The organism is Methanospirillum lacunae, from assembly GCF_003173355.1.
GTDB classification, from domain to species: domain Archaea; phylum Halobacteriota; class Methanomicrobia; order Methanomicrobiales; family Methanospirillaceae; genus Methanospirillum; species Methanospirillum lacunae.
Genome location: NZ_QGMY01000008.1, coordinates 185,320 through 207,562, shown reverse-complemented (window position 1 = coordinate 207,562; position 22,243 = coordinate 185,320). Strand labels below are relative to the sequence as shown.

The 22,243-nt window shown below is 42.1% G+C and carries 23 protein-coding genes; 12 read left to right on the top strand and 11 right to left on the bottom strand.

Annotation, left to right across the window (positions count from 1 at the left end):
• Positions 1-8: 8 nt before the first annotated feature.
• Positions 9-413, top strand: a complete 405-nt coding sequence (locus DK846_RS11145) for a response regulator (protein WP_109969032.1) — start codon at positions 9-11, stop codon at positions 411-413.
• Between the two features lie 711 nt (positions 414-1,124).
• Here DK846_RS11145 and DK846_RS11135 read toward each other — a convergent pair.
• On the bottom strand, positions 1,125-1,556 hold the full coding sequence (locus DK846_RS11135) for a universal stress protein (protein ID WP_109969031.1): 432 nt from the start codon (positions 1,554-1,556) through the stop codon (positions 1,125-1,127).
• Positions 1,557-1,893: 337 nt separating this feature from the next.
• Here DK846_RS11135 and DK846_RS11130 point away from each other — a divergent pair, with 337 nt between their 5' ends.
• Positions 1,894-3,996: a DUF262 domain-containing protein gene (locus tag DK846_RS11130; RefSeq protein ID WP_109969030.1), complete on the top strand. Its 2,103-nt coding sequence runs from the start codon at positions 1,894-1,896 to the stop codon at positions 3,994-3,996.
• 3 nt (positions 3,997-3,999) lie between these two features.
• Here DK846_RS11130 and DK846_RS11125 read toward each other — a convergent pair whose 3' ends face one another.
• Positions 4,000-4,536, bottom strand: a complete 537-nt coding sequence (locus tag DK846_RS11125; protein WP_109969029.1) for a hypothetical protein — start codon at positions 4,534-4,536, stop codon at positions 4,000-4,002.
• A 615-nt stretch (positions 4,537-5,151) separates the two neighbouring features.
• Between DK846_RS11125 and DK846_RS11120 the strand changes: the two genes are divergently transcribed.
• The 3 genes from DK846_RS11120 to DK846_RS11110 all read left to right on the top strand — a co-directional run bounded on the left by DK846_RS11120 (position 5,152) and on the right by DK846_RS11110 (position 7,151).
• On the top strand, positions 5,152-5,568 hold the full coding sequence (locus DK846_RS11120) for a nucleotidyltransferase substrate binding protein (RefSeq protein ID WP_109969028.1): 417 nt from the start codon (positions 5,152-5,154) through the stop codon (positions 5,566-5,568).
• Positions 5,558-5,884: a nucleotidyltransferase domain-containing protein gene (locus tag DK846_RS11115; RefSeq protein ID WP_109969027.1), complete on the top strand. Its 327-nt coding sequence runs from the start codon at positions 5,558-5,560 to the stop codon at positions 5,882-5,884. The genes DK846_RS11120 and DK846_RS11115 overlap by 11 nt, the downstream gene beginning before the upstream one ends.
• A 334-nt stretch (positions 5,885-6,218) precedes the next feature.
• Positions 6,219-7,151, top strand: a complete 933-nt coding sequence (locus DK846_RS11110; RefSeq protein WP_109969026.1) for an SAM-dependent methyltransferase — start codon at positions 6,219-6,221, stop codon at positions 7,149-7,151.
• Between the two features lie 610 nt (positions 7,152-7,761).
• On the opposite strand, the gene DK846_RS11100 is transcribed toward DK846_RS11110, so the two are convergent.
• The 5 genes from DK846_RS11100 to DK846_RS17475 form a co-directional block, all read right to left on the bottom strand.
• Positions 7,762-8,082, bottom strand: a complete 321-nt coding sequence (locus DK846_RS11100) for a hypothetical protein (protein ID WP_109969024.1) — start codon at positions 8,080-8,082, stop codon at positions 7,762-7,764.
• On the bottom strand, positions 8,082-8,270 hold the full coding sequence (locus tag DK846_RS11095; RefSeq protein WP_146201206.1) for a hypothetical protein: 189 nt from the start codon (positions 8,268-8,270) through the stop codon (positions 8,082-8,084). The genes DK846_RS11100 and DK846_RS11095 overlap by 1 nt, the downstream gene beginning before the upstream one ends.
• Positions 8,271-8,322: 52 nt before the next feature.
• On the bottom strand, positions 8,323-11,340 hold the full coding sequence (locus DK846_RS11090) for a hypothetical protein (protein WP_109969022.1): 3,018 nt from the start codon (positions 11,338-11,340) through the stop codon (positions 8,323-8,325).
• A 62-nt stretch (positions 11,341-11,402) separates the two neighbouring features.
• Positions 11,403-11,753, bottom strand: a complete 351-nt coding sequence (locus DK846_RS11085; protein ID WP_109969021.1) for a hypothetical protein — start codon at positions 11,751-11,753, stop codon at positions 11,403-11,405.
• Positions 11,737-11,943 (bottom strand): hypothetical protein, encoded by a 207-nt coding sequence (locus DK846_RS17475; RefSeq protein ID WP_146201205.1) that lies wholly within the window; start codon positions 11,941-11,943, stop codon positions 11,737-11,739. The genes DK846_RS11085 and DK846_RS17475 overlap by 17 nt, the downstream gene beginning before the upstream one ends.
• A gap of 407 nt (positions 11,944-12,350) precedes the next feature.
• Here DK846_RS17475 and DK846_RS11080 point away from each other — a divergent pair, with 407 nt between their 5' ends.
• The 7 genes from DK846_RS11080 to DK846_RS11050 all read left to right on the top strand — a co-directional run bounded on the left by DK846_RS11080 (position 12,351) and on the right by DK846_RS11050 (position 16,266).
• Positions 12,351-12,860: a hypothetical protein gene (locus DK846_RS11080; RefSeq protein ID WP_109969020.1), complete on the top strand. Its 510-nt coding sequence runs from the start codon at positions 12,351-12,353 to the stop codon at positions 12,858-12,860.
• Positions 12,844-13,425 carry a hypothetical protein gene (locus tag DK846_RS11075; RefSeq protein ID WP_109969019.1) on the top strand — a complete coding sequence of 194 codons (582 nt, stop codon included), beginning with the start codon at positions 12,844-12,846 and terminating at the stop codon, positions 13,423-13,425. Before DK846_RS11080 ends, DK846_RS11075 begins: the two co-directional genes overlap by 17 nt.
• A gap of 17 nt (positions 13,426-13,442) precedes the next feature.
• On the top strand, positions 13,443-13,682 hold the full coding sequence (locus tag DK846_RS11070; RefSeq protein WP_109969018.1) for a hypothetical protein: 240 nt from the start codon (positions 13,443-13,445) through the stop codon (positions 13,680-13,682).
• 331 nt (positions 13,683-14,013) lie between these two features.
• Positions 14,014-14,886, top strand: coding sequence for a formate/nitrite transporter family protein (locus DK846_RS11065; RefSeq protein ID WP_109969017.1), 873 nt, complete (start codon positions 14,014-14,016; stop codon positions 14,884-14,886).
• A gap of 16 nt (positions 14,887-14,902) precedes the next feature.
• Entirely contained in the window at positions 14,903-15,427 is a 525-nt protein-coding gene (locus DK846_RS11060) for a nucleotide-binding protein (protein WP_109969016.1), read from the top strand.
• A gap of 264 nt (positions 15,428-15,691) precedes the next feature.
• On the top strand, positions 15,692-16,051 hold the full coding sequence (locus DK846_RS11055) for a nucleotidyltransferase domain-containing protein (RefSeq protein ID WP_109969015.1): 360 nt from the start codon (positions 15,692-15,694) through the stop codon (positions 16,049-16,051).
• On the top strand, positions 16,048-16,266 hold the full coding sequence (locus tag DK846_RS11050; protein WP_109969014.1) for a HEPN domain-containing protein: 219 nt from the start codon (positions 16,048-16,050) through the stop codon (positions 16,264-16,266). The genes DK846_RS11055 and DK846_RS11050 overlap by 4 nt, the downstream gene beginning before the upstream one ends.
• Positions 16,267-16,528: 262 nt before the next feature.
• On the opposite strand, the gene DK846_RS11045 is transcribed toward DK846_RS11050, so the two are convergent.
• From DK846_RS11045 to DK846_RS11030, 4 genes are all read right to left on the bottom strand, one after another.
• A complete protein-coding gene (locus DK846_RS11045; protein WP_181391740.1) occupies positions 16,529-19,192 on the bottom strand; it encodes a PAS domain S-box protein in 2,664 nt (887 codons plus the stop codon).
• Between the two features lie 264 nt (positions 19,193-19,456).
• Positions 19,457-20,767 (bottom strand): hybrid sensor histidine kinase/response regulator, encoded by a 1,311-nt coding sequence (locus DK846_RS11040; RefSeq protein ID WP_109969012.1) that lies wholly within the window; start codon positions 20,765-20,767, stop codon positions 19,457-19,459.
• A gap of 131 nt (positions 20,768-20,898) precedes the next feature.
• Positions 20,899-21,309, bottom strand: a complete 411-nt coding sequence (locus DK846_RS11035; RefSeq protein WP_109969011.1) for a DUF2493 domain-containing protein — start codon at positions 21,307-21,309, stop codon at positions 20,899-20,901.
• Between the two features lie 177 nt (positions 21,310-21,486).
• Complete coding sequence (locus DK846_RS11030) at positions 21,487-22,113, bottom strand: carbonic anhydrase (RefSeq protein ID WP_109969010.1); 627 nt, start codon at positions 22,111-22,113, stop codon at positions 21,487-21,489.
• Positions 22,114-22,243: the final 130 nt, after the last annotated feature.

Below are 22,243 nucleotides of genomic sequence, written 5' to 3'. Positions count from 1 at the left end.
GGGTATTCATGATTCTCTGTTTATATATAGACAAAAATGAAAAAGCACGTTTAAAAGTAAAAAAAGTACTTGAAGAAAATCTGGATATTCAGGTTGATATCTGTCGTTCATTGGAAGAAGCAATAGAACGGATATCAAAAGTCAGATATGATATCATAATTGCAGAATATTTCCTTCCTCTCAATTCTGCTATTTCTCTTTTTGGAATAGTTCAATCAGAATGCAACAATATCCCGGTAATTCTGTTTAGCACCAAGCAATCAGATATGAAGGGAAAGAATGGTTGTATTTCAGTTGTAAGCCCACATTTATTTTTACCAAAAAAAGGAGAGAATCCATACAATGAATTGTTAAAGTTGATTCGATTAGAAATCTCACTTAAACAAAAAAAAGACCAGGAAACAAATAATTAGAAGTTGATTATGGGAATTTCAAGGATTATGACTGACTATTATGGGTGTTGTATAACGGCTTCATGATACAAAAACGGTCTAATGATGATATTGACATTAATCGTTATCTAATGATTCACTTATCTGATACGGAAGAAACGCATCATGTTTCCCCGTTCTCTCTAAATGGGCGAGGCAGACAAGGTATGATACCGGTGTCCCTCCTAATATAATTATTAACCTCCGGTAATTCGTCTTCCTTTGATGAGATATGGCAGAATATGGCGAATGGAACCGGAAAGGGGCGACCCTTAGTGAAAAGACGGCAGTAATGGAATATGAGGTGGACAGGGAGTTCATACGAAAGGGAATACGATTGGAAAACTGGAATTCCGGGAGAAATAAATCAGGGGTAATCCCTATTTTGTTGTTCTCCGTAGTCAGTTAGAACAGTATATCACGGAAGAACTGGGGAAAGAATATCTGTCAGTGAGTTGTAACCGAATGAATATTCGAAGGATTAAAAAAGAGATTGCGAGTACATCAAAGAAACTACACGAACTCGAGCAGGAACTGGCAGATCTTGAGAGCCGGGTGAATGATTCGAGTATCTATTAAGGTGAATTCCGTTGTGTTTCTCCAGCAATATAGATAAAACACCGGGAACCGTTGTGGCTACTGCTTCCTCTTCTCTGCGACTCAGTTATTCATCCGGCCTTCCTAGCCGTCTTATCACTTTACTACAAGTATCTTGCAGGATGTCGTCCTGATGACCTGCTCAGCAACACTGCCAAGGAGCAGTCGTTCAAATCCCCGTTTTGCATTTGTACCGATAACGATAAGGTCAATACCCTTTTCTTCTGCAAACCTGACAATTTCGACATCCGGTTTTCCCTCAAGAACGACGGTCTCCAGGTTTACTCCTTCAGAAAGGTCGCGGACAACCGCAAGTGCATCTTCAGCTAGTTTCTGGATAGTAACCTGAAGATCGACCATTATGACATCTGTTGGTGTGGAATTGTACCGATGGATATCCTTTACAAATACCGCATATACCATAGATCCAGTTCCGCGGGCTATCCTCAGGGCCTCTTCAATTGCGGTTTTATTTCGGTCAGAACCGTCGATTGCAACTAGAATTTTTTCATATAATTGGGTGACCATAGATAAATTGCCTCAAATGTTGCGTTGATGAAAGGGAATTACACTGGATTGATATATAAATATTGTGAACCGGTGGCGGGGTCCTCTATTCGGTTTAAACCATAAATTTTCCAGGGTCTGATGGGATGATTGTAGGAGATAATCTTTATCATACAATACTTTGTATTTGTTAGAATTCAGAATTGTTTAAAAACATAAATACAAATGAGATAACACCAGATACTCAATAAAGTAATAGTTTTTCTGGTTTTTAACACAGTAAATAATTTTTATTGTCAAAGTGTTCAAAAAATCAACATCATAAAAGTTATACCGATTAAAAATATACAATAGACACATGGAGCCGTCTTCTGAAACCTTTGCAAGTATTTTTTCAGAATCAGTTCAATATAAAATTCCCGTTTTTCAAAGACGGTTTGAATGGAAAGAAGAACAATGGGATGATTATTTTAATACACTTTTTAGAAAATATTATTCAAATGATTTAAATTATCGTGAATTTTTAGGTACCGTTGTAGTCAAAAAAATCGTTGAAACTCCAAATCCAATTTACTGGATTATTGATGGACAACAACGATTGACTACAACATATTTAGCCCTTTCTGCAATAAAATCAGTTTTTTCAGATCAGAATGATATTGTTAATAATATTAATAGACTAATTTTTTTCCAATTTGATGAAACAAAAATTAATCTTCCGAAATTAGAATTATCAGATTATGATAATCCTGATTTTTCATCAATATTAACAGGATATTCTAAAGGATCATTTAATAATGTAAATAAGTGTTATGACTACTTTTTAAAGAAATATAAAGAAAGTTACAACTTCTTTGATCCTAAAAAAATAACCGATTCAATATTAAATGGTCTTCAATTCATCTTGATTAAATTAGATTTTTCGGACAACGTGGGCTACATTTTCGAAACGTTAAACCTAACAGGAATTCGATTAGAACCGATAGACATTATTCGAAATACAATTTTAGGAAAATTCGATGATATTCATACAATAAACCATCTCTACAAAACATTTTGGAAAAGCATTGAAGACCAGTTTAAAAATATGGCTGATTTTCCCATTTTTTTACGATACTTTCTATTAAAAGATCCTGACAAGTTAAAATCAGGGATATTTAGGCAGGAACAATTATCTCATGCAATAATGGATCGACTTTCTATTGAGTTGAAGGGAGATCAACAATTTGATGATATTCAATCTTTTCTGGCAGAGATGAAACTGTATGCTGATTATTACAATATAATTATCTTATCGAATCCAAAGCGGCTTCAAGGAACTGTTGATGAAAAATTAATCATTGTTTTTCAGAAGCTTAAATATTTGTTAGGTACTCAATACATGCACTTTGTTTTAAAATGTATGAATAGATATAAAAATTTAAAAACAATGAAGCAGGAAACGCTCATTCAAATTTTAAAAATAATCGAAACCTATTATGTCAGAAAAAATGTTTGTAATATTAGTTTTAAATCAACAGAACAAGTATTTCTCGATTTGTGCTCATCTATTAACAATAAAAATGAGGAACAAATAATACAAATTGTTAAGGAAAATTTGTCATTTGATTTTCCCGATGATTATACATTTGAAAAAAATTTTAGTAATAATGATTTTTACAAATCTAATGAATTTAACAATTTTACTCGTTTTATTTTACTTTCCATAGAAGAGCGTAAAGGTGGAATAGGGGTAAATTTTGATCCCATAGGTAAATTAACTCTTGAACATATAATGCCTCAAACGCTTACAAAAGAATGGAAGAATCATTTAGGAAGATATTGGAAAGATCACGATTATTATTTACACACTATAGGTAATCTTACATTACTAACAAAACAAATGAACAGTTCATTTTATAATAAAAATTTTTTGTGCAAATTTGATAAAGTGGCTGATACTGGACTATGTATAAATAATAATTTAGCAAAAATGAACCACTGGAAAATTAAGGATATTGAAGAAAGAACAAATGAATTTTTAAAAATTGCGTTAGAAATATGGCCTTCGTTTAAAACGACGTCTAATAATTCAGATGTTAGTTTCCGTCCTTTAGAAAAGTATGCAAAAATTTATTCTTTAACCATAAAAGGCAAAAACCATGAGGTTAAAACCATGCCAGATCTCATCGAATTAACAATAAAGGGGATTATTTTTGATAAAAAATGGTCAAATGAGTATTTCGTCAAGAAGGATAAAGCAAATGAGTTATCAACATCAGAAGAACAATTTAAATCTTATCAGTTGATTGATTGTGACCAATATGGTAAAATATATTGCAAAAAGTGCAATTCAGTAGAAATTGCATATAAATTTTGTACCAGATTACTTGAATATGCAGATTGGCACCCTAATGAAGACTGGTATGGAATGGCGAAATTTAGAAATGGGGACAATTTTATAGACTACAAGTTCGCATAAAATTTAACGTTCCTCTATGATCCATTTTCCTTTTGGGTTCAATTTGTAACCATAATATTGTGGATGAGTGTCATTATAAAGCATTTTTCGTATTTTTTCTACAGAAATACCAAGGAGACAAGAAACTTCCTTAGTCGATAGTTTAGGTTTTTCTTTTTTACTTAATCTAATATAATTAAAAAGCGAGGGCCAATTAACTAGGTATCGTGCTCTAATTTTTTCTCCGTCTATTAATCCATCATTAATATATTTCCTCACCTTTCTCTGTAAATTAGGAATGGACTCATTCTGTAAGTTGCTATTAAGGAGAATTGCACAATCATGAGTATTAAGGAGTATTTTATGATCTATAATCTTCGGTTGAATATTTTTGGGTAAAGTTTTCTGAATAAATTCCTGAATATTAATATTCAGATTTGAATTTTCAATATTTTGGCCACATTCAAGGCATTCATATCCAGATTTTAAAGTATCCGCATCGTAAAAGACATTGATTGCCCCACAACGACAACTTTTGGTTTCTTTAATAAAATAATCCATAGATACTCGCCCCATTATGAATATACACAATTAATAATAATTTAGAAAACTCATCATACAAAGATTAGTCTATTCTAGTAATAATGTCCTATGGACATAAAAAACATAACATCATTACTCAATAGATATTTATAAAGTTGTCCCTAAAATATAGGTATATATATTAAGAAATATCGTTAAATTTAAATTATTTTATTAATGTGATATTTAAAATTTCTGTCGCGATTATTGTACAATTCAATCATGGATAACAAGTATTAAGTTATCCTGTGGCCATATCTAAAAATTATAGCAAATCCCTTTATTCAACAATAGTATCATAAATACCTTCAAACTTTTCATTATACAAATCTGCACAAAACTTTTTTTAGACTCATTCCTTCAGGTTCACGAAGAGTATCTACACAACACCCGGAAAGACCGTAGTCTCGATATCTAAAAAGAGATAACTCACCATAGCTGATATTAAATTTCAACACACACATATAAAATCCGTTGGAGAACAAATCCACAGACTTAAGTCACATGTTACACAAACAAACGAATGGAAAGAACATACAATGAATAACCCTTTGTAATAACGGAACCCAGTTACATACAGACAAAGGATGCATTATGCCGAAAGATATCCGCTATATTCAACGACTTACAAATTATCACAAAGCCCTGGTAATTCTAAAGGAAGGAGTTGATCTCTATTCTTCTCGGACACTTTCGAATATGGAGAAACAAGGATTAATAAAATCATTTGAATTCACGTATGAACTTTCATGGAATCTAATGAGAGATTATTCCATATATCAGGGATATCACGAAATCAGAGGGTCTCGTGATGCTATCCGTCAGGCAATTTCCATGGACCTGATATCTAATGGAGAAACCTGGATGAACATGATTGAAAGCAGAAATATGACAGCACACACTTATGATGAGAAAACCGCTGATGATATTTTAGAGAAAATTATTACTGATTATTATCCTGCACTATTGGCATTAGAGCGTAAAATGAAAGGTATTGCAGATGTTGGCTGATTCTTCTACAACTGGTCTATCAGAAGTTCAGATATCGCGAATCAGATCAATATTCGAATCATACCCTAATATACATCAGGTAATCTTGTTTGGTTCACGTGCCATGGGTTCACATCGTTATGGATCAGATATTGATATTGCAGTGGATTCTGCTGATGTAACTTTAAATGATCTCCTTCATCTCAATGCCTTAATCGATGATTTGAATTTGCCATTCAAAGTAGATCTAATCCAAATCCAGCGAATCGAGAATCCTGATCTCATTGATCATATTCATCGGGTTGGAAAAATTCTGTATACCCGGGATAGTACCTAAAAGTCAAAATTAATGCTTCTATCGTCTTGTCGTTATATGAGGAATTTATCCTAAGGAAATGTATTCCGTACACTTCCATCTCCATTATAGCAACGAACGATTTCAATATTTTTTGCTCCCTAACATCTGGTTGAGAGGGAATGAATTTTTTCTTTGTTACATTTTTTCCTTGAATAACGGGAAGAAATATCTCAAAACATCAGTATTTCAGATCTCTCCTGTCGTTCGTCACTTACAATTGAGTATATGATAATACTGATCCGCTAAAATTGTTTAAATATCAATGATCATTCATATCCCCGAATCGAAACAAAATTATTATTGGTAGAACGACATGAAACAAAAATCATCAGAACAAATGGAGACTGTATCAGAATATGAACAATATATGATTGATAATCGGGATGGTAGTATTACTGCAGAATCCCTGGCATTAATACGAGCAAAAGAATCTACTTTTAAGCCTGATGAGAGAATCTGCTTCGATCCCTACGCAATACGATTCGTAAATCCAAACCTGCTTCAGATTCTTGCCAGGATGCCTCCTGAAAAATCTAAAGAGATGCAGGATGTTTACGAGAATCAGTTCCCCGGTCATAAAAATGCTCTTATCGCACGGGTAAGATTTTTTGATGATTCTGTAAAAGACAGTATTTCAAAAGGATTTACCCAGATTGTAATTATTGGTGCGGGATATGATACCCGTGCGTACAGAATCGAAGGGATATCAAAGGTAAGAGTCTTTGAACTTGATCTTCCTGATATTCAAAACAGAAAGAAATCAAAAATTCAAGAGATATTTGGCTCTCTTCCCCCTCAGGTTACCTATATCCCAGTTGATTTAAGCATCACCTCACTGAAAACAGCGCTCACGGGAAGCGACTTTGATTTTCGTCAAAAAACACTCTATCTTTTAGAAGGACTTATTCTATACATCCCCCCTGAACAAGTTAAGGAATTGTTCTCTTCAATTGTTTCTCAATCAATACAAGGAAGTGCAGTTCTCTTTGATTCTATAGATGGAGACATAATTGATGGATCTGATCAATCAGCGTATGCCATGAATCTCCGGGATCAGATGTCTCGATTGGGAGAGACATTCAAGTTTGGAATTCGAAAGGGAGAAGAGGAAAAATATATGAGAACATTCGGTTTCAACAAAATTCAGGTCGTTACAAAAGAAGAGTATGTTGCACAATATTTTACTGGAGTAAACAAGTCCCGGAATGTATCTGGGGCATTCAATTTCGTATGGGCAGAGACGTGATTTATTTTTTTCCAGTTTTTAACCTAATGCTCCCTGCTCCTTAATTTTTAAAATACTTCTCTCATGAAATATTTTCGAAAATTAAGTGATAAAGAGGACTACATACAAAACATCGAATAATCTAAATTCTTCAGGTATTCATGAGCACTCTCTCCGGGCGGCAGGGCGGGAGAGATCTCCCCAATTCGCCCACCGGGCGGGAACCCGCCGCCCACATTTCAGCCCCATATCTCCCATAATAATTAAAAATAGTATTAATTTATTCTATTTACTATCTCAGGGCGGCAAAACCCGGATGCACAGTCACCTCTATCCCCATCTCATCCCTATCCCATGTGCCCGTGTTTTCCGCCTTGCCGCCCGGATCATCAATACCCTGCATAGAGCGACATACAAGTCAATTAAGCAGCGTATATCACGAGGAATCCTCCCGCCCAATCTCCACATTCGCCGCCCTGCCGCCCAGAGATCTAATCAGGGATCTCAGAGACATACAGGATCGAATCACAAACGTACCATGACAACAACACGTAACAAAAAAGGTCATGATGATAGCCATCAGGCAATCTCATGAAAATTTTGGAGACGTCACATCTCCAGATGATAACCTTTACACGACCCGGCTCACCGGACCTTTCCGCTGCTCTCCTGCCATCACAGCACGAGCCCGGGCAACCGGAGTAGCGTATGATATCCCCCCGATATCAAAGTATAATCCCTTCCCACTCTCTGATCGCCTGACTACACCAGAAAGAGGACCAGAAATACTCTCATCCCCAAGCCCGAGAAGCACTGACTTCAATGCCCCTTCAGGAATTGAAAACTTCCCGACACCATCGATAAACACAAGCAGACACCCATTATCCATGAGTATCCGCCCACAGAGTTCAAACCCTGCACGTGGTTTCATAGTCTCAACAAAAACCGCCATCAGACCCTCTCTCTCTCAATATCCTCTTCTTTTTCCATCGGACAATAGCACATATTACCGGGTTGTCTCCCGGTAAGGCCGCAGATACTTTGTCTGCGAACCTTTCCTACATTTGACATGGTATACCGCCGCCGCTCAAGATGTGAACACGCCATCCGGGAACACCATTGTGTATTTGGTCTTGTCATAGTATCTCCAACGAGTCCCCCCATTTCTCCCGTCCTCCTCCCACTAAACAGATCAGGGTGGAGAACCGTCAGAAGGAGGCCCTGTTTTGTCAGATTTACTGCATCTGCGATAACAGGAGTCACACAAATGAATCCTTGACTCTGTATCAGACCAGACAGCCGGATGAATAGAGCATAACTGACACTTCCCTGATGGCACTGACCTCTTCACCAATACAGCATTTTCAAGAATGCCAGGGAGCAGGACATGGGATGCAACCTCTTTTGAGACTGCCCGTGAATAACACGAATCACAGAGTACCAGAGGTGTCTGATGAGAGTCAGATCCCGTGCAATTCTTCCTCTGTTGCTGATACCGTGCCCTCTTCTTCCCGCAGACTGAGCACCTTCGCCGCTCAGGCCCACCAGGCACTCTGACAAAATCATGCGGATGAATACTTGAGAGGGAAACACCGGTACGCTCCGGTTTTTTGCCCTCCTCACTCTCTTCAGCACAATCAGCCGGATTCTCTTCAGATAGAGATGGTGTATCATTGGAATCAGTCTGAACAGATGATCCTGCATCATGACCCGGATCCTCATTGTTATCGTCAGAATCGCCCCCGACAATCCAGACAGAACCTCCTTTCATCCAGTCCTTGTAAAGAGCCACCTCCCACTGATACACCCGGGATCGCCTGAGAACCGTATACCCTTCATCACCCACCGAGACAGTCCGGTCAAGAAATGAAATAGCCGGACATTTCTCAAGAATACCGGAGTATGCCTTTCCATGAGACCGGTACCCGTGAAGCAGCTTGGTTATCGAACTGTTTGCCCAGCCTGTTGCCTGCTGGAGATCCCAGGTCGTAATTTCAGGCTGATTGAACGAGGCAATGGTATCAATGAGGGCAGACTCACGACGGGTCAGTTTGGTTGCCTGACCACCGGTCTCACCATTCAGAATATAGAAGAGACGTGCAGCCTCGTTGAAATCCTCAACCGTCGCAACAACACATACGGTTTCTCCTGACGTTATCGTCTCACGCTGTTGCTGGCAGAGAGCTGCATTCGTGCGAATCAGATCCAGAAGCATATCAGGATTACGGCGGTTTTCTGCCGACTGAAACCGGATCCGGCGTGCATATGGAATTACCACAAACACCTGACTGAGATCATTCCAGATCTGCCTGCAGACCAGGACATCCTCATCAGTTTTCACTGATAAATCAGGTATCTCTTCAGCACCGGCAAGGGTCCGGTCAAGTACCTTCTGATCCTGCTCTTCTGAATCATCGATCCAGCAGGTCAACATCCGGTTAAAGACCTGGTCATCACCAGCCCCTTCAACTTTGGCAAGCCACCATACACATCGTTCAGGAATTGTACAAATTTGCGGTTTCCTCTCGGTGTTCACTGTCCGGTATGGAAACGGCTTTTGAAACGAGGTTGTGACTCCCTTGAGAATCTCCTGCATCTGATCAGAAAGACTCACATCATCAAGCGTTATTACGGTGCCTGGGACGAGATCATCCATGTAAAAGAGGGCTTTATCACTCATTCGTCCATCAAGACGAAATTCCTGGGGAATCAGTGACTTCATTGTTTCAACGGCATGGGACTTTCCTTTCCCTGATTCACCGGTGATTGAGACATGCAGTCCTTTACTGTTGATTACCGAGCGGGAAGCCAGAGAATGAACAAAACATTCGGCAACAGTCTGATCACCTTCATGAAACCGGGCAAATGTCTCAAGCATCATCTTCAGGGGGTCGCCATGAGCAAGAATCTCCCTGGAACGATACAGAACCGGGTCATCAGATGAAGATTCATCACCATCACCTGAACACGTATCTGTATGATCGACATCAGAATCTCTAGCAGCATCAGAATCTCCATCAACTTCAGAATGAGAAGAAGCAGGAGAAACGGGTTTATTCGAGGGTGAACACCTGAGCAATGCCCGGTTCGACGAACTCTCATCATCTTCATGTTCTGCTGCATATTTCGCCCGTATCCGCTCAGAACGCAAGCGTGCGAGGCGTGTCTCACTATCAGGCTTTGATGCCCCAAACAGGGCACGAAGTTCAGGCCAACGCTGTCTGCCACCACCACATGAATCATGATGACAACCTGCAAATATGGCTCCGTTCGCAAACTGAATAGCAAATGCCCCGTCTTTGTGGGCATGTGAGAACGGACACTGCTCAAACGAATAGAGGATGCCACCTTTGTATGGTTTGGCAGTGGCAGCAAGGTTATGAGACGTAAGCCATGCACCGAGACTGAACAGCGATCTCATCCCGGTGGAATGACCATTAGTTGTGCCATCTAAATCAACCGATTCTCCGGCATGTGGCAGGATATCGGCAAGACTCTGCATCTGATCAAGAGTGACAAAACTCAACTGAGCAGGAACAGTGATAATCCGCGATCTCCGGTGGGGTCTCTCTGCTATATTATCCCCTTTCCGGGCATAGGTTCCGTATACCTTCCAGATACGCCCTGCATTGAAGTTGGCTGTATCGATTCTACAGGTAGATGTTGAAAACTTGAAATCAAGAAGTTCAAGGATTGATTTAACCAGATCACGGCTTGTATCATCATTCTGGAGATCGATGGAATAGAGCAGATGAGCCCCGTTTCCAGAATCTGCGAGGATAGGATCGGGCCAGCCCAGCTCTGACAAAAATGCTTTTACTGACTCTGCAAGAGCGAGAGCCTCATTATGCTCAGTGTCAGACGAGGATACACCGGAAATCCTGACCGGATCGATGTCAACCGGCAGCCATCGTCTTCTGATGATGTCTGCATCAGCAGTCGTTGCATCAGTTCTGCCAAGCCTGGTCTTGATCCTGTTTGCCCGACGTGCAAGCAGAACAGGATTGACTTCGTTCAGGGTGAGATATATCCCTGATATATGGAGATCCTGTTCAAGAGCGAGTACATCACCGGCAGCCTTCTCAGGATCGTTGTAATACCCTGATCCGATCCCATCAGAGCCAATACTCCTGATCTCAAATACCGATCCTGGAGAGATAAGGAGTTGTATCCCGGCTAAAACGCCTGCAAGACCGACATCATCGATCATAACAGCCCCAGACGATCAAATCTGCATGTTCAGCCACTATCCAGGCAATTAGCCTGATTATGTCAGAGCCTGACATCATCCTGGCTCCCCACTCTGACCGCTCCGCCTTCACAGATCGCGTACCTAATCCAGCCTCCCTGATATCTCACCCAATACTGAATAGAACCTGGATATCTGCCAGAACCTTGCAGACTTGAGAGAACTACAATATCTTCACAATGATGATACCGGCTCCGATAGGATCTGACACAGATAAACAGCGGTCCGAACCTGTTCCAGGCAATGAGAGTGATTGTCCCGGGCTTTTTTTCAGGACGGGAAAGAACCCTGACCTCATATCCCTCCTCTTCCAGAACTGATTTTGCTGCATGGGTTGCAGTCCGCCGTGTATGGTACTCAACACACGACTTCATCAACACCTCCACCAAGGCCGGGAACCTGACAGGTCAGATTACCGATTTTGAAGATCCGTTCAGTCATCCCTGACCAATTCCAATTCAGAAGAATGGATATACTTAAACAGCCAGACGAGAAACCATGATTACTCCCCTCCTGGATCAGCAGCCACGCGATTCGATTGGACGGGGAGATTTCTCTATTCATTAATCACCTCTTCTCTTCATGCGATCACCGAAACTACCAGAATTCACGCAATATTATCACCGTTGGTCCGTGATCATTCAGTAGTAAAATGATGGTAATCTCAATATCTTTTAAAATATTGTGGCTAATTTGTCAACTAAAAAGCACAAACTTTATTTCTTTATAGATCACTATTGCCGAAACATGATCTCATCAGATACGCATGGATACCCATACTATACATGGAACACTAACTCATAGAACGGATTTTTACCGATAATAATCACCCCGATCATTAAGTGTGCTCCTCTTCTCTGCACGTTCTACAAATAAGCGATGAATAGTCCGTGAAAATGAACCCTCCCTGAAGATATTAAGATCAGTGATCAAATGGAATAGTGTCGCAGGATTGCGACGATGGGGAAACGATGGGAGATTTTACAGAGAAAAGTGTTGTCAAGTCTGCAACACGGAGCCTTGCTGCTCCTATTGCAGATTATGCAACATTCAGTGCACTAATCCAGGATATCCTGGAGAACAATCCGTGGGGATGTACGGCCTATGAATCGGCAGGAGCTGCAAAACCTGCAGTTGAAAAATCAAAGGAAGCGTATGCTGCAACCATTGTCTATGAGAATGCAGAGGCAAAGACTGTAGGAACCATTCCGGTGAGAGGACCGTCAATGGCTGCAGTAAACACTGCTGTCACCCAGATCACGGGAAATTCTGCAATCACTACCGGAATGGGGACCGGAGTGACTGCTTCCCATGACTCATCAGGGGACTCATTCAGCTGCACAATCAAGGCTCATAACAGCAACGGGGAACTCTATACAGTCACTTTCAAGCGGGACAGTATCTCGCTCTCCAGTTACGAGAGTGATACTATCAGGGCCGGACTTGAGACATGGGCTGATACGGTTGCCATCCTGGCATAATCCTCTCCTTTTTAAATGGAGAGGAAGATGGGCACTTATTGCGGTTGCCTGTCTCCTGCTTGCCGGTCCACTCTGTGCTGATCTGATTGCAACAACGATCAGTACTGACGGATCAGTGATGCTGAAAACTTCAGCATCTGATGAAAACGGATCGTTTACATCACGGATACTTTCCAGGGATGAAAGCCAGGTAACCAGGACTGCAGGTGATGACAACGGGCTTTATGAGGATCTGGCAGTAAGGGGATCTGGACAGACCCTCTTCAGTGAGTATGCAGATGCATTGCTGAGCACGAGAGGGATCAAGACCATCTGTGCATTCCTTGATACCCCCGATACACATGAGGGGAATGCAGCTGCATATTCGTCAGGAATTGTTCAGGGCGGAGGATACGCTTCGTCACGGACTATCAGCCAGGGACTTTCAGGAAGGACTGCTGCCAACGGGACCGGGCTTATCTTTCTCGGATCTGAATCTCAAGGAAACAGGTCTTTTAAAACAGGAGGGTTTATATCGGGGAATTTGTCGGTTGAAGACATGATGACGTACGGGGTGAAAATCTGATTACTGAACTGCTTGCAGTGGTATCTTCAGGGGTAGCAATTCTGAATGGCGGGGCTGCATATCTGATGTACAGGAAATATGTACATCTTGCAGATATTTCACTTGAATTTGCAGGAATTATATCTGCGTCCTTGTGGGAGGATGATAGCGGAGTGCTCCATGTAAACCCTACAACTCTCGCCGGGATATCGTTTGATCAGATAAACAGACTCGATTCATCCATAAAATGGCTATTTCACAGAACCACGCATACCTGATTTTTGAATAGTGGAAGTCAGAGAAGGGACAATAATAAGATCCTTCTTTTCCATTTACCCCTCTGCATCAGGAGATTTTGGATCACATACTTGTATCATATCCTTCGGGGATACAGAAAACATTTCTATAAAGAACCGGGGATACCTTTAGATAAGTATACCAGATTGATTTGTCTCGTGGAGTTTACTCAATTATTCCAATTACAATCAAGATTTCCACTGAAAATCTCAAATAAAAAGTATTTAATACCATCACAGGTGATTTTTCTATTACGCCTAACCAGATTTTGTGTGGTATTGGTTAGGTCATCTGTGAAGGTGTGACTAAACTATGGTATTTCATCCACCAGTGCAAATAATTGCAAAAGGAGCAGGAGCAGGCAAGTACAAGACTGGCCTGGAGTGGTGGAACATGGTCCTTCGGGGCTTTATGTCCGGTGCATACATCGCCATGGGAGGAGCCTTGGCGACTGTCTGTTCAACCGCTGTAGCCGATAACCTCGGTGCAGGTTTCGGACAACTCATTCTGGGAGCAGTGTTCCCTGTTGGGCTTATTATCACCGTTCTCACCGGTGCAGAACTCTTTACCGGTGATGCAATGCTTGCACCACTGGCAGCATTCATCCACAAGATCAGCTGGGGTTCAGTTATCAACCTCTGGATCTGGGTGTACATCGGAAACCTGATTGGTTCACTCTTCTATGCATACATCATGGCAAACGGACCGTTTGTCACATGGAACGCAGCTGGAGTAGCAACAGTCAACGCCTTCGGTCTGAGGGCAGTCAGTATAGGTATCGCCAAAGTGAGTTACTTTGGTATAGCAGGTATGTGGTCTGCGTTCCTGAAAGGAATCGGCTGCAACTGGCTTGTTAACCTCGCAATTCTCCTTGGTATCTGTGCAGATGATGCAGTAGGTAAGTTCTTTGGTATCTGGTTCCCGATCATGGCCTTCGTTTCAACCGGGTTTGAACACTGTGTTGCTAACATGTACTTCATCCCTGCGGGCATTATGACTTCAGGATACCTGAATGCCGACCAGATTGCAAATATTACCCCTGCAAAACTGGCAACGCTGAATTATGTGACTATGTGGACCAATAACGTCATCATAGTCACAATCGGAAACATCGTGGGCGGACTTCTCTTTGTTGGAGTGATCTACTGGATCGCATTCAAGAAAGAGATTGAAGCTCTTGAGTAACCCCCCTTTTTTTAGAATGCAAATTCGTTCATTTCCTGTAAAACCTTCGCTTCTTCACCTTGGTGTGTTTGTTTTCTTCGCTCTCTTTCTCCTCTGGTATATCCTGGAAACCGGGGAGTACAAAACGCTGATCTGGGCTGTTCCAACGCTCATATTCCTGCTTATCATCCCAATGCTGCTCAATTACATGAGTCAGAAGGAGTATGAGGGACTTGTTCCTGTGTATGAAACCCAGGCAAAGACTCTTAAAATACGGGAGATCACAGACAAGATGATATCTCGACCTGTCAAATTCCAGGCAGTTGTCGATGAAGTACGCTTCAGATCCCTGAACAGACCGCATTTTGTCGTGAGCGATCGGACCGGAACAACCACGGTGAAGATGTTTACAACCCCCCGTGAGGATGTCAGGGCAGGAGACCTCGTTGAGGTGCTCGGGCAGGTGATACACCGTTATATCGTAACCGGTGATCCGGTGATCAATGGTGTTTCAATACGGGTAGTAGCACCCAAAGGTAGTGCTAAAGAAAAGAAAGTATGAATATCAATGGAAGAGAACTGACCGAACTTCCATTGTGAGACCCATCAATCTATTTTGTTCTCCTGAGAGATCACTGGGTTCTTAAATCTGTATTAATAATTGGAGATCAATAGAGATACTTCTAAATATTGACCTGTGTACCATATGATCTGAAATTAGTGGAGATTAAGAATAAAGAGGGATACATTGTTAGATCAGATAAAAATAAATCTTTCAATGTACTGTATGCTATAAAATTCTAATTCCAATTGAGGAGAGATCTGAATGAGTGAATTTGCTGCTATTGTGAAAAAGAAAGAAGATGTCACCATTCATGATCTCACAGGCATTATCAGGGAAGAGTTCTCAAAAAAAAATATTCCAATAGATCAATTGTATCTTTTCGGTAGTCGGGCCAGGGGAAATGCAAGACCAGATAGTGATTACGATTTTCTTGTTGTCACTGCTACTCAAATAGAACGCCTGATACAAAGACGGATTATATCAGAAATAAGGCGACGATTAATCTTCGATTTTGATATAGATGCAGATATTCTTGTTATACCAAAGGATCTCATACCGATCAGTCTTGAAGATAAAGGTCGGATCTCATATTATGCTATTCGGGACGGCATAGCAGTATGATAGGACAGACTGAATCTGTCAAACTCTGGTGTCTGAAAGCAGAGAACGATCTTAAAAATGCCTGCCATGAGGTAGAACACGAGGATCCAGCCCTTGATACAGTCTGTTTCCATGCTCAGCAGGCAGCAGAGAAATACCTCAAAGTTTTTCTCTTGTTTCATGATTGCGAAAACCAAAACTCACGTTTTAATGCGGCTCATTCGAAATTGCATTGATATAGATGATACATTCAGAGAACTCTTGGAACAGGAAATTGTATGCTTACCGATTATGCGGTAGACCTCCGGTATTCTGATAATTTCTATATCCCCTCGAAAGAAGAAGCATATGACGTTATCAAAAAAGCAAAATTTGTAAAACAATTTGTTCTCAATCGTCTTTTATAAAAAATGGACTCATGGAGCTCTCATAGCGAGACGGTCAGGAAAAAAACGACTCAACGTAACCTTCCTATGATGAGAGAACACTCATCCCGGGTTACAGATCCTGCTGATCAGTTATATCCTGAATAATCCCATCGATACTGACCACTCTGCCTGATTCATCAGAGACCGGTCTGCCCCGCTCGCTCAGCATCCGAACCCTTCCCTGTTTGTCAATGATCCGGTACTGCAGATCGTATGGCTTACCAGATATGATGGCGTTCATCTTGGTCTGAATCACCTGGTCCTTCTCTTCAGCAAGAATCAGGGGGATAAGTGAACTTATCTGGCCACTGGCAAGCTCTTTTGCAGAGTATCCGGTTAGGGTCTCGAAGTGATCGTTGTAAAACTCGACATCTGAATCAGAAAGAGAGATTCTGAAGACGATACCTGGAATATTTTGTGCCAGGGTCCTGAATTGTCGCTCGCTCCTGGCAAGAGCCTCACGGGACTGGAACCGCACGATTGTGCTCCCGATAAGCGAGGATGCAATCTCCATTGCATAGATCTCCTTCTTGCTCCAGACCCTCTCGAACTTGCTCTCAAGAAACCCAACTGAACCACGGATCTCACCATCAATAATTACTGGAACCAGTAAAATTGATGCAATCCCTGCCAAATCAAAGACGACCTGATCCAATTCAGGCAGGTTTTTCACCAGACGAAATACAGTCTTCCCTTCTGCAACCAGTTCTTTGATCACCTGATAAGACGTAGCATTGCTACTCTCAAATTCCCGGTAAAATCGTGAGAACTCATACGAATACGGATCAGAAAACCACGACCCTTTGAACGGAATGGATGTGAGCGGGTTTGAATCTCTTTTTTTCTCAAACAGGCAGATCCCACTCACGTCTGCAGCTTCTCCGATGAGCCTGATGGTTTTTTGGACACAGTCCTGGAAGTTGGTTGACTGCAGGATGTTGGAACCAGCCTGACTGATCGCTTCAAAGATCTCATTTTGCCGTTTGATCTCAAGTTCCATCAGTTTTCTGGCTGTAATATCCCGGAGTGTCTCGATAACACCGATGACATTGCCCTGGATATCATAGAGCGGTGCTGCTTTGATCCAGAACCACATAAGCACACCCGTTACCGGATTGCGGGTCTGGATGTCGACCATGATGGTATCACCTTCGATCACCGGGTGTTTATACCGGGAAAGAATGGAAGAATCACGCGTCAGGATGTAATCGGGAAGAATCGGGACATTCTCTCCATAAAGGGCTTCTGTATATGCATACCCTGCTTTTCCGATGATCTCATGTTTGGAAACACCAGTGAGGTCCTCGATCTCCCGGTTCCATCCGGTAACAACCCCGTTTGTGTCAAGAACAAAGACCGGATCTGGAAGAAACTCAAGGATATATTCGAGCCTCAGGAGTGCTTCCTGAATCTCTGCTTCTATGCGCCTCCTCTCGGTGATATCCCTGGCAATTGCAAGTGCTACCGGTTTTTCCTGTAATGAAAAGAGGTGGACATTCACCTCAACCGGAAGGATAGAACCATCCCGACGGATGAGATCTATTTCAAAGAATGCCTGTCTGTTCTCAATGAATGTCCTGATGATATCCTCAATGAGAGGGTAATCTTCCTCCCGTACGAGGTCAGAAATCCCAAGCGATGAAAACTCACTCTGCGAATACTGAATCATCAGAGAGGCATTGTTATTCATCTCAAGTGATTCAATGCCTGAAAGATTAGATTCCAGTTTCATGAGAATGATGGCATCCTTGGCACTCTGAAAAAGCCTGCGGTACTTTTCTTCGCTTAATGCCAGCCTGGTTTCTGCTTCCAGCCGCTCGGTGATATCACGCCAGACAGAGATAAATTCCTCAATCTCCCCGCTCTCTGAAAGGAGCGGAGTGGTAGTAGTCTCAAACCAGATCCATTCCCCATTTAGATTTTTAAACCTGAATGAGGCTGGAGGCTTGTGAACAAATCCCGAAACATCCCGCAGTTCTTTTCTCAGGGCAGCATAATCATCAGGGTGAATGAATTCAGAAATATTGCTGCCTTTAATCTCCTGAGAAACAAAACCGGTGAGCATTGCGCATGCTGGTGAAACATAGGAGATAATCCCTTCAACATCCCACCTGATGATGATATCACGGACGCTTTCAGTAATGAGCCGCAGGTTTGACTCGTTGACCCTGATAGCCTCAAGTAACGTATGCTTTTCTGTTATATCCTCGCCGTTGATGACAAGGGCTGGCCGCTCCTGGAAAAACGAGACAGATGATATGGTAAAAAGATAGGTCCTGGTATGTTCATCCTGATCGATGGTGGTCTCAAACGACCGTGTCTCTCCTGCACTCACGATCCTGACCTCCTGCGTAAAGGCAGGTCCGAAGATTCGCTCAAGTTGGAGAGATTCGATACTGAGCCCAATTACTGACTCTGATGTTGAGTTAAAGAGGCGAAGAAAAGTATCATTCACCCACCTGATTGTCAGATCAGTGTTGAGAATGATCAAAATATGGGAAGAGAAATTGAGCAGTGATGACTCGGGTTTTACGTCAGCGATATAGTATTTCTTCTTCTGTCCATGTTCCCGCATCTCAAGACGCCCGGATAAGACCAGGCTGTCCAGGTACCTGGCAACCGTGTGTCTGTGGTGGCCACATAACTGTGCCACTTCAGAGATGCTGAGGTATCTTTTCCCATGGGAAAACGCCGAGATAATATCCTCAAAGATGGCATTATTCCGCGACGTCATCTGCATCACTTTCGATGTTATAATGTTTAGTTATTTGGACAACAGAAAATGGGAGTATATCTCACCATATATTACAATACTGTATGTTCATTTGCACTGCAACGGGCATTGCAGATCAGATGAGCTAACGAATCATACCTCGGAAGACAGGCTAGTCCTACCTGAATACTCAAACATAGAATGGGATCACACAAGCAGGGCGGGGCTGTATAACATCCCTCATACTCACCCTGCATCCCTTCTCTATACATGATGACACTACTTTTATGCTGTATCTGACCCGATTCTGATAGATCCGCGAGGGAACTGTATCTCAAACCGAACACCTTCGCCTGGAACCCCGGTCTCTGATATGGTTATACCGGTGACTGAAAGGATCTCTTCTGACAAAAAGAGTCCGTGACTTGCAGACAGTCCATACTCATGCGAAAAGATCTCCTTTTTATCCTGAACCGGAATACCTACACCGTCATCCTCATAGATCAACACCGGAACGTCCTCATGATTCTCAATACTGAACCGAATCGTTGTTGTCTTTTTTCCGTGCCTGACCGAGTTGTCTATCAGTTCGGCAAAGACCTTCTCAATGAGAGGGTATGCATTAACTTTCACACTCTCGGGAATCCGGCAATCAACCCTGACTAAACCGGCCGGAATCTCCCTCAGCGCATTATGGATCAGATCCCGAAGGTCAATCCATGCCGGGCTCTGGACGACCGGGTCAAGGGTCTCGCAGGTGATCCGGACAATGTTGAGAGCTTTTTCAACCATGCCGTATGCTTTTTTAAAGTACCCGGGTTCAACCAACCCTTCTTTCTGCCCGAAACTTGCCTTCTCCATATTGTGATAAATAGAACTCAGCTGGGTGAGCAGGATATGATGGATGATGCTCCCCATGTACTGGAACTTCTTGTTGGATCTCACAAGGGCTGTTTCAAGTCTACCGCGCTCGATATTCTTGTTGTGGAGTTCCTCATTTGCCTGTTTTAGATCAGAGACCGCTTTCTGCAGCTGGGCGTTGAGGTAATGGAGACGTTCATCAGCTACCTGAAGTTCGCAATTGTTCTTGATGGCAGTCTCATAGGTTGAGAGAAGGATGTTGAGTATCTGCATCTTCCCTGACCGTATTTCATACTTATGATTCGAAAATGAGACAGTGAGGGGATCAGTGACAACCTCTTTTTGAACCTGCGTTACCGATTCGAGCGTTCCGATGATGCGTGAATAGATCCAGTCTGCATCGTACGGCTTGATGATGAAATTGTCTGCTCCATATTCGAGGGCCTTAATGACATCTGCCGGATTATACAGGTATGTAACCAGAATTACCGGGATGGACCGCGTAGCAGGATTTTCCTTAATTCTTCTGCAGAGTTCATACCCATCCATCGGGGACATGATAACGTCAGTTAGAACAATGTCGGGATGCTGCTTTTCTATACTTGCAAGTCCTTCCTGACCATCGGCAGCAATAATTACCTCATGTCCGCCTTTCTCGAGAATATAGCGAAGTGACTCTGCCTGGGTGCGGTTATCCTCCACAACCAGTATCTTTTGAGTAGAAGTTCTCGGCATCAGACACAACCAGTTCGGAAATTGTTCACTGAGTAGTGAATTCAATCCTATATAGTTCACGTCATCACCAAAGGCTAAAAAGAGAAAGGAGGAGCTCGGAACCCTATTCAAAGATATATGGTATCCAGGAGTTAGTTAAAGGAAGGAGATGCTGTCGGGTGAAGCATTTCGGTCTCGGTCAAACCTTCAAAGACACCGACGGTCTTAATGACAAGATTGTTCTGTTTAGCTTCGTTGATAAGATTCCGGGATTCCTTACTGATACCATTGGAGAGGACCAGGAGATGGGTTCCATATTCTGCCATACGGGAATCACGAACCATACCTGCTGCATTGAGGTCATCCTGCCAGTTTGGAGCAAATTCTTTGTATTTGATTCCCTTGGATTCTGCGAACATCTTTGCGATCATATCAACACCAGTTGACCCACCGGCGATAATCTCGTCGACAACCCCGATTTCAGCGATGAACTTATTGATCTCTGCGAATACTGCATCTTTTCTATTACAGGTCCGGATACCGGAGACGATTAATTTTGCCATGATAATTTTCCGTTAATCTGTGCTTGACAGACCTTTTCGGCTGCACAGATCGACAAACTACGTTGCAGATCATCGCATATGAATCCGGTTTCATAGGAGGCCAGATGAGTTATATATTTATAGAAGTATGGGCAGTCAACTGACTGAATCAAACAAAGTAAAAGTCAGAAAAAAGGATCAGGATGATTTTCCATCATGTTTCAGAGGCTTTCCCGGATCTATCACCTCAAGTTTGGCATCAGAGATGCGGTAGTATAATCCAATCACCCTAAGTGTACCCTCACGTTCTGAATCACGGACGATCTTGTAGGTACGCAGATGCTTGAGCTGGAGCCGTACATTCTCAATCTCAAGATTTGACTGCCACTCTTTTGCTTTTTCAGGATCATCAGGATACGGATTCTTCTCAGTTACTGTTGCAAGGGCTGGTTGGGCATGACGGAGCCAGCCGGGGATAAATGCGTCATCTCCGCAATGACGGTGTGCCAGGGCATGCATCGCTCCGCATCCTTCGTGTCCACAGACAACGAGAGTGTCAACATGGAGATGTCCGATCCCATACTCAAGGAACGTTCCGACATTCCAGTCACCGGGCGGAACAATGTTGCCGATGTTCCGGTGCACAAATATCTCACCAGGTTTTGCATGACAGGTTATCTCTGGAGCGACCCGTGAGTCGCAACAGCTAATCATCATCACATGGGGATTCTGGCCTTTCAGGAGTTCTTTATAGTACTCAATATTTTCAGAAAACTCACACTCTACAAAGTGGTTGTTTCCTTCCAGTAATTTTTCGATACCCATACTCTGCTCCGAAGACAGGAACAATAATGGATTGCTGGCGATGCAGAAAAATGATCCTAAATAAATCAGAGATGATATTGGACCCCAATTCGAATATTGGGTCCCGAGTCAAGATTTCTCAATTGAAATT

Bases quoted from the DNA above. Each gene is read 5' to 3' on its own strand.
- DK846_RS11125 (WP_109969029.1), bottom strand. From the start codon at position 4,536: ATGGATTATTTTATTAAAGAAACCAAAAGTTGTCGTTGTGGGGCAATC.
- DK846_RS11110 (WP_109969026.1), top strand. From the start codon at position 6,219: ATGAAACAAAAATCATCAGAACAAATGGAGACTGTATCAGAATATGAA.
- DK846_RS11060 (WP_109969016.1), top strand. From the start codon at position 14,903: ATGCAAATTCGTTCATTTCCTGTAAAACCTTCGCTTCTTCACCTTGGT.
- DK846_RS11090 (WP_109969022.1), bottom strand. From the start codon at position 11,340: ATGATCGATGATGTCGGTCTTGCAGGCGTTTTAGCCGGGATACAACTC.
- DK846_RS11130 (WP_109969030.1), top strand. From the start codon at position 1,894: ATGGAGCCGTCTTCTGAAACCTTTGCAAGTATTTTTTCAGAATCAGTT.
- DK846_RS11100 (WP_109969024.1), bottom strand. From the start codon at position 8,082: ATGGCGGTTTTTGTTGAGACTATGAAACCACGTGCAGGGTTTGAACTC.
- DK846_RS11055 (WP_109969015.1), top strand. From the start codon at position 15,692: ATGAGTGAATTTGCTGCTATTGTGAAAAAGAAAGAAGATGTCACCATT.
- DK846_RS11145 (WP_109969032.1), top strand. From the start codon at position 9: ATGATTCTCTGTTTATATATAGACAAAAATGAAAAAGCACGTTTAAAA.
- DK846_RS11085 (WP_109969021.1), bottom strand. From the start codon at position 11,753: ATGAAGTCGTGTGTTGAGTACCATACACGGCGGACTGCAACCCATGCA.
- DK846_RS11045 (WP_181391740.1), bottom strand. From the start codon at position 19,192: ATGACGTCGCGGAATAATGCCATCTTTGAGGATATTATCTCGGCGTTT.
- DK846_RS11030 (WP_109969010.1), bottom strand. From the start codon at position 22,113: ATGGGTATCGAAAAATTACTGGAAGGAAACAACCACTTTGTAGAGTGT.
- DK846_RS11050 (WP_109969014.1), top strand. From the start codon at position 16,048: ATGATAGGACAGACTGAATCTGTCAAACTCTGGTGTCTGAAAGCAGAG.
- DK846_RS11065 (WP_109969017.1), top strand. From the start codon at position 14,014: ATGGTATTTCATCCACCAGTGCAAATAATTGCAAAAGGAGCAGGAGCA.
- DK846_RS11035 (WP_109969011.1), bottom strand. From the start codon at position 21,309: ATGGCAAAATTAATCGTCTCCGGTATCCGGACCTGTAATAGAAAAGAT.
- DK846_RS11080 (WP_109969020.1), top strand. From the start codon at position 12,351: ATGGGAGATTTTACAGAGAAAAGTGTTGTCAAGTCTGCAACACGGAGC.
- DK846_RS11095 (WP_146201206.1), bottom strand. From the start codon at position 8,270: ATGACAAGACCAAATACACAATGGTGTTCCCGGATGGCGTGTTCACAT.
- DK846_RS11115 (WP_109969027.1), top strand. From the start codon at position 5,558: ATGTTGGCTGATTCTTCTACAACTGGTCTATCAGAAGTTCAGATATCG.
- DK846_RS11040 (WP_109969012.1), bottom strand. From the start codon at position 20,767: ATGCCGAGAACTTCTACTCAAAAGATACTGGTTGTGGAGGATAACCGC.
- DK846_RS11120 (WP_109969028.1), top strand. From the start codon at position 5,152: ATGCCGAAAGATATCCGCTATATTCAACGACTTACAAATTATCACAAA.
- DK846_RS17475 (WP_146201205.1), bottom strand. From the start codon at position 11,943: ATGAATAGAGAAATCTCCCCGTCCAATCGAATCGCGTGGCTGCTGATC.
- DK846_RS11135 (WP_109969031.1), bottom strand. From the start codon at position 1,556: ATGGTCACCCAATTATATGAAAAAATTCTAGTTGCAATCGACGGTTCT.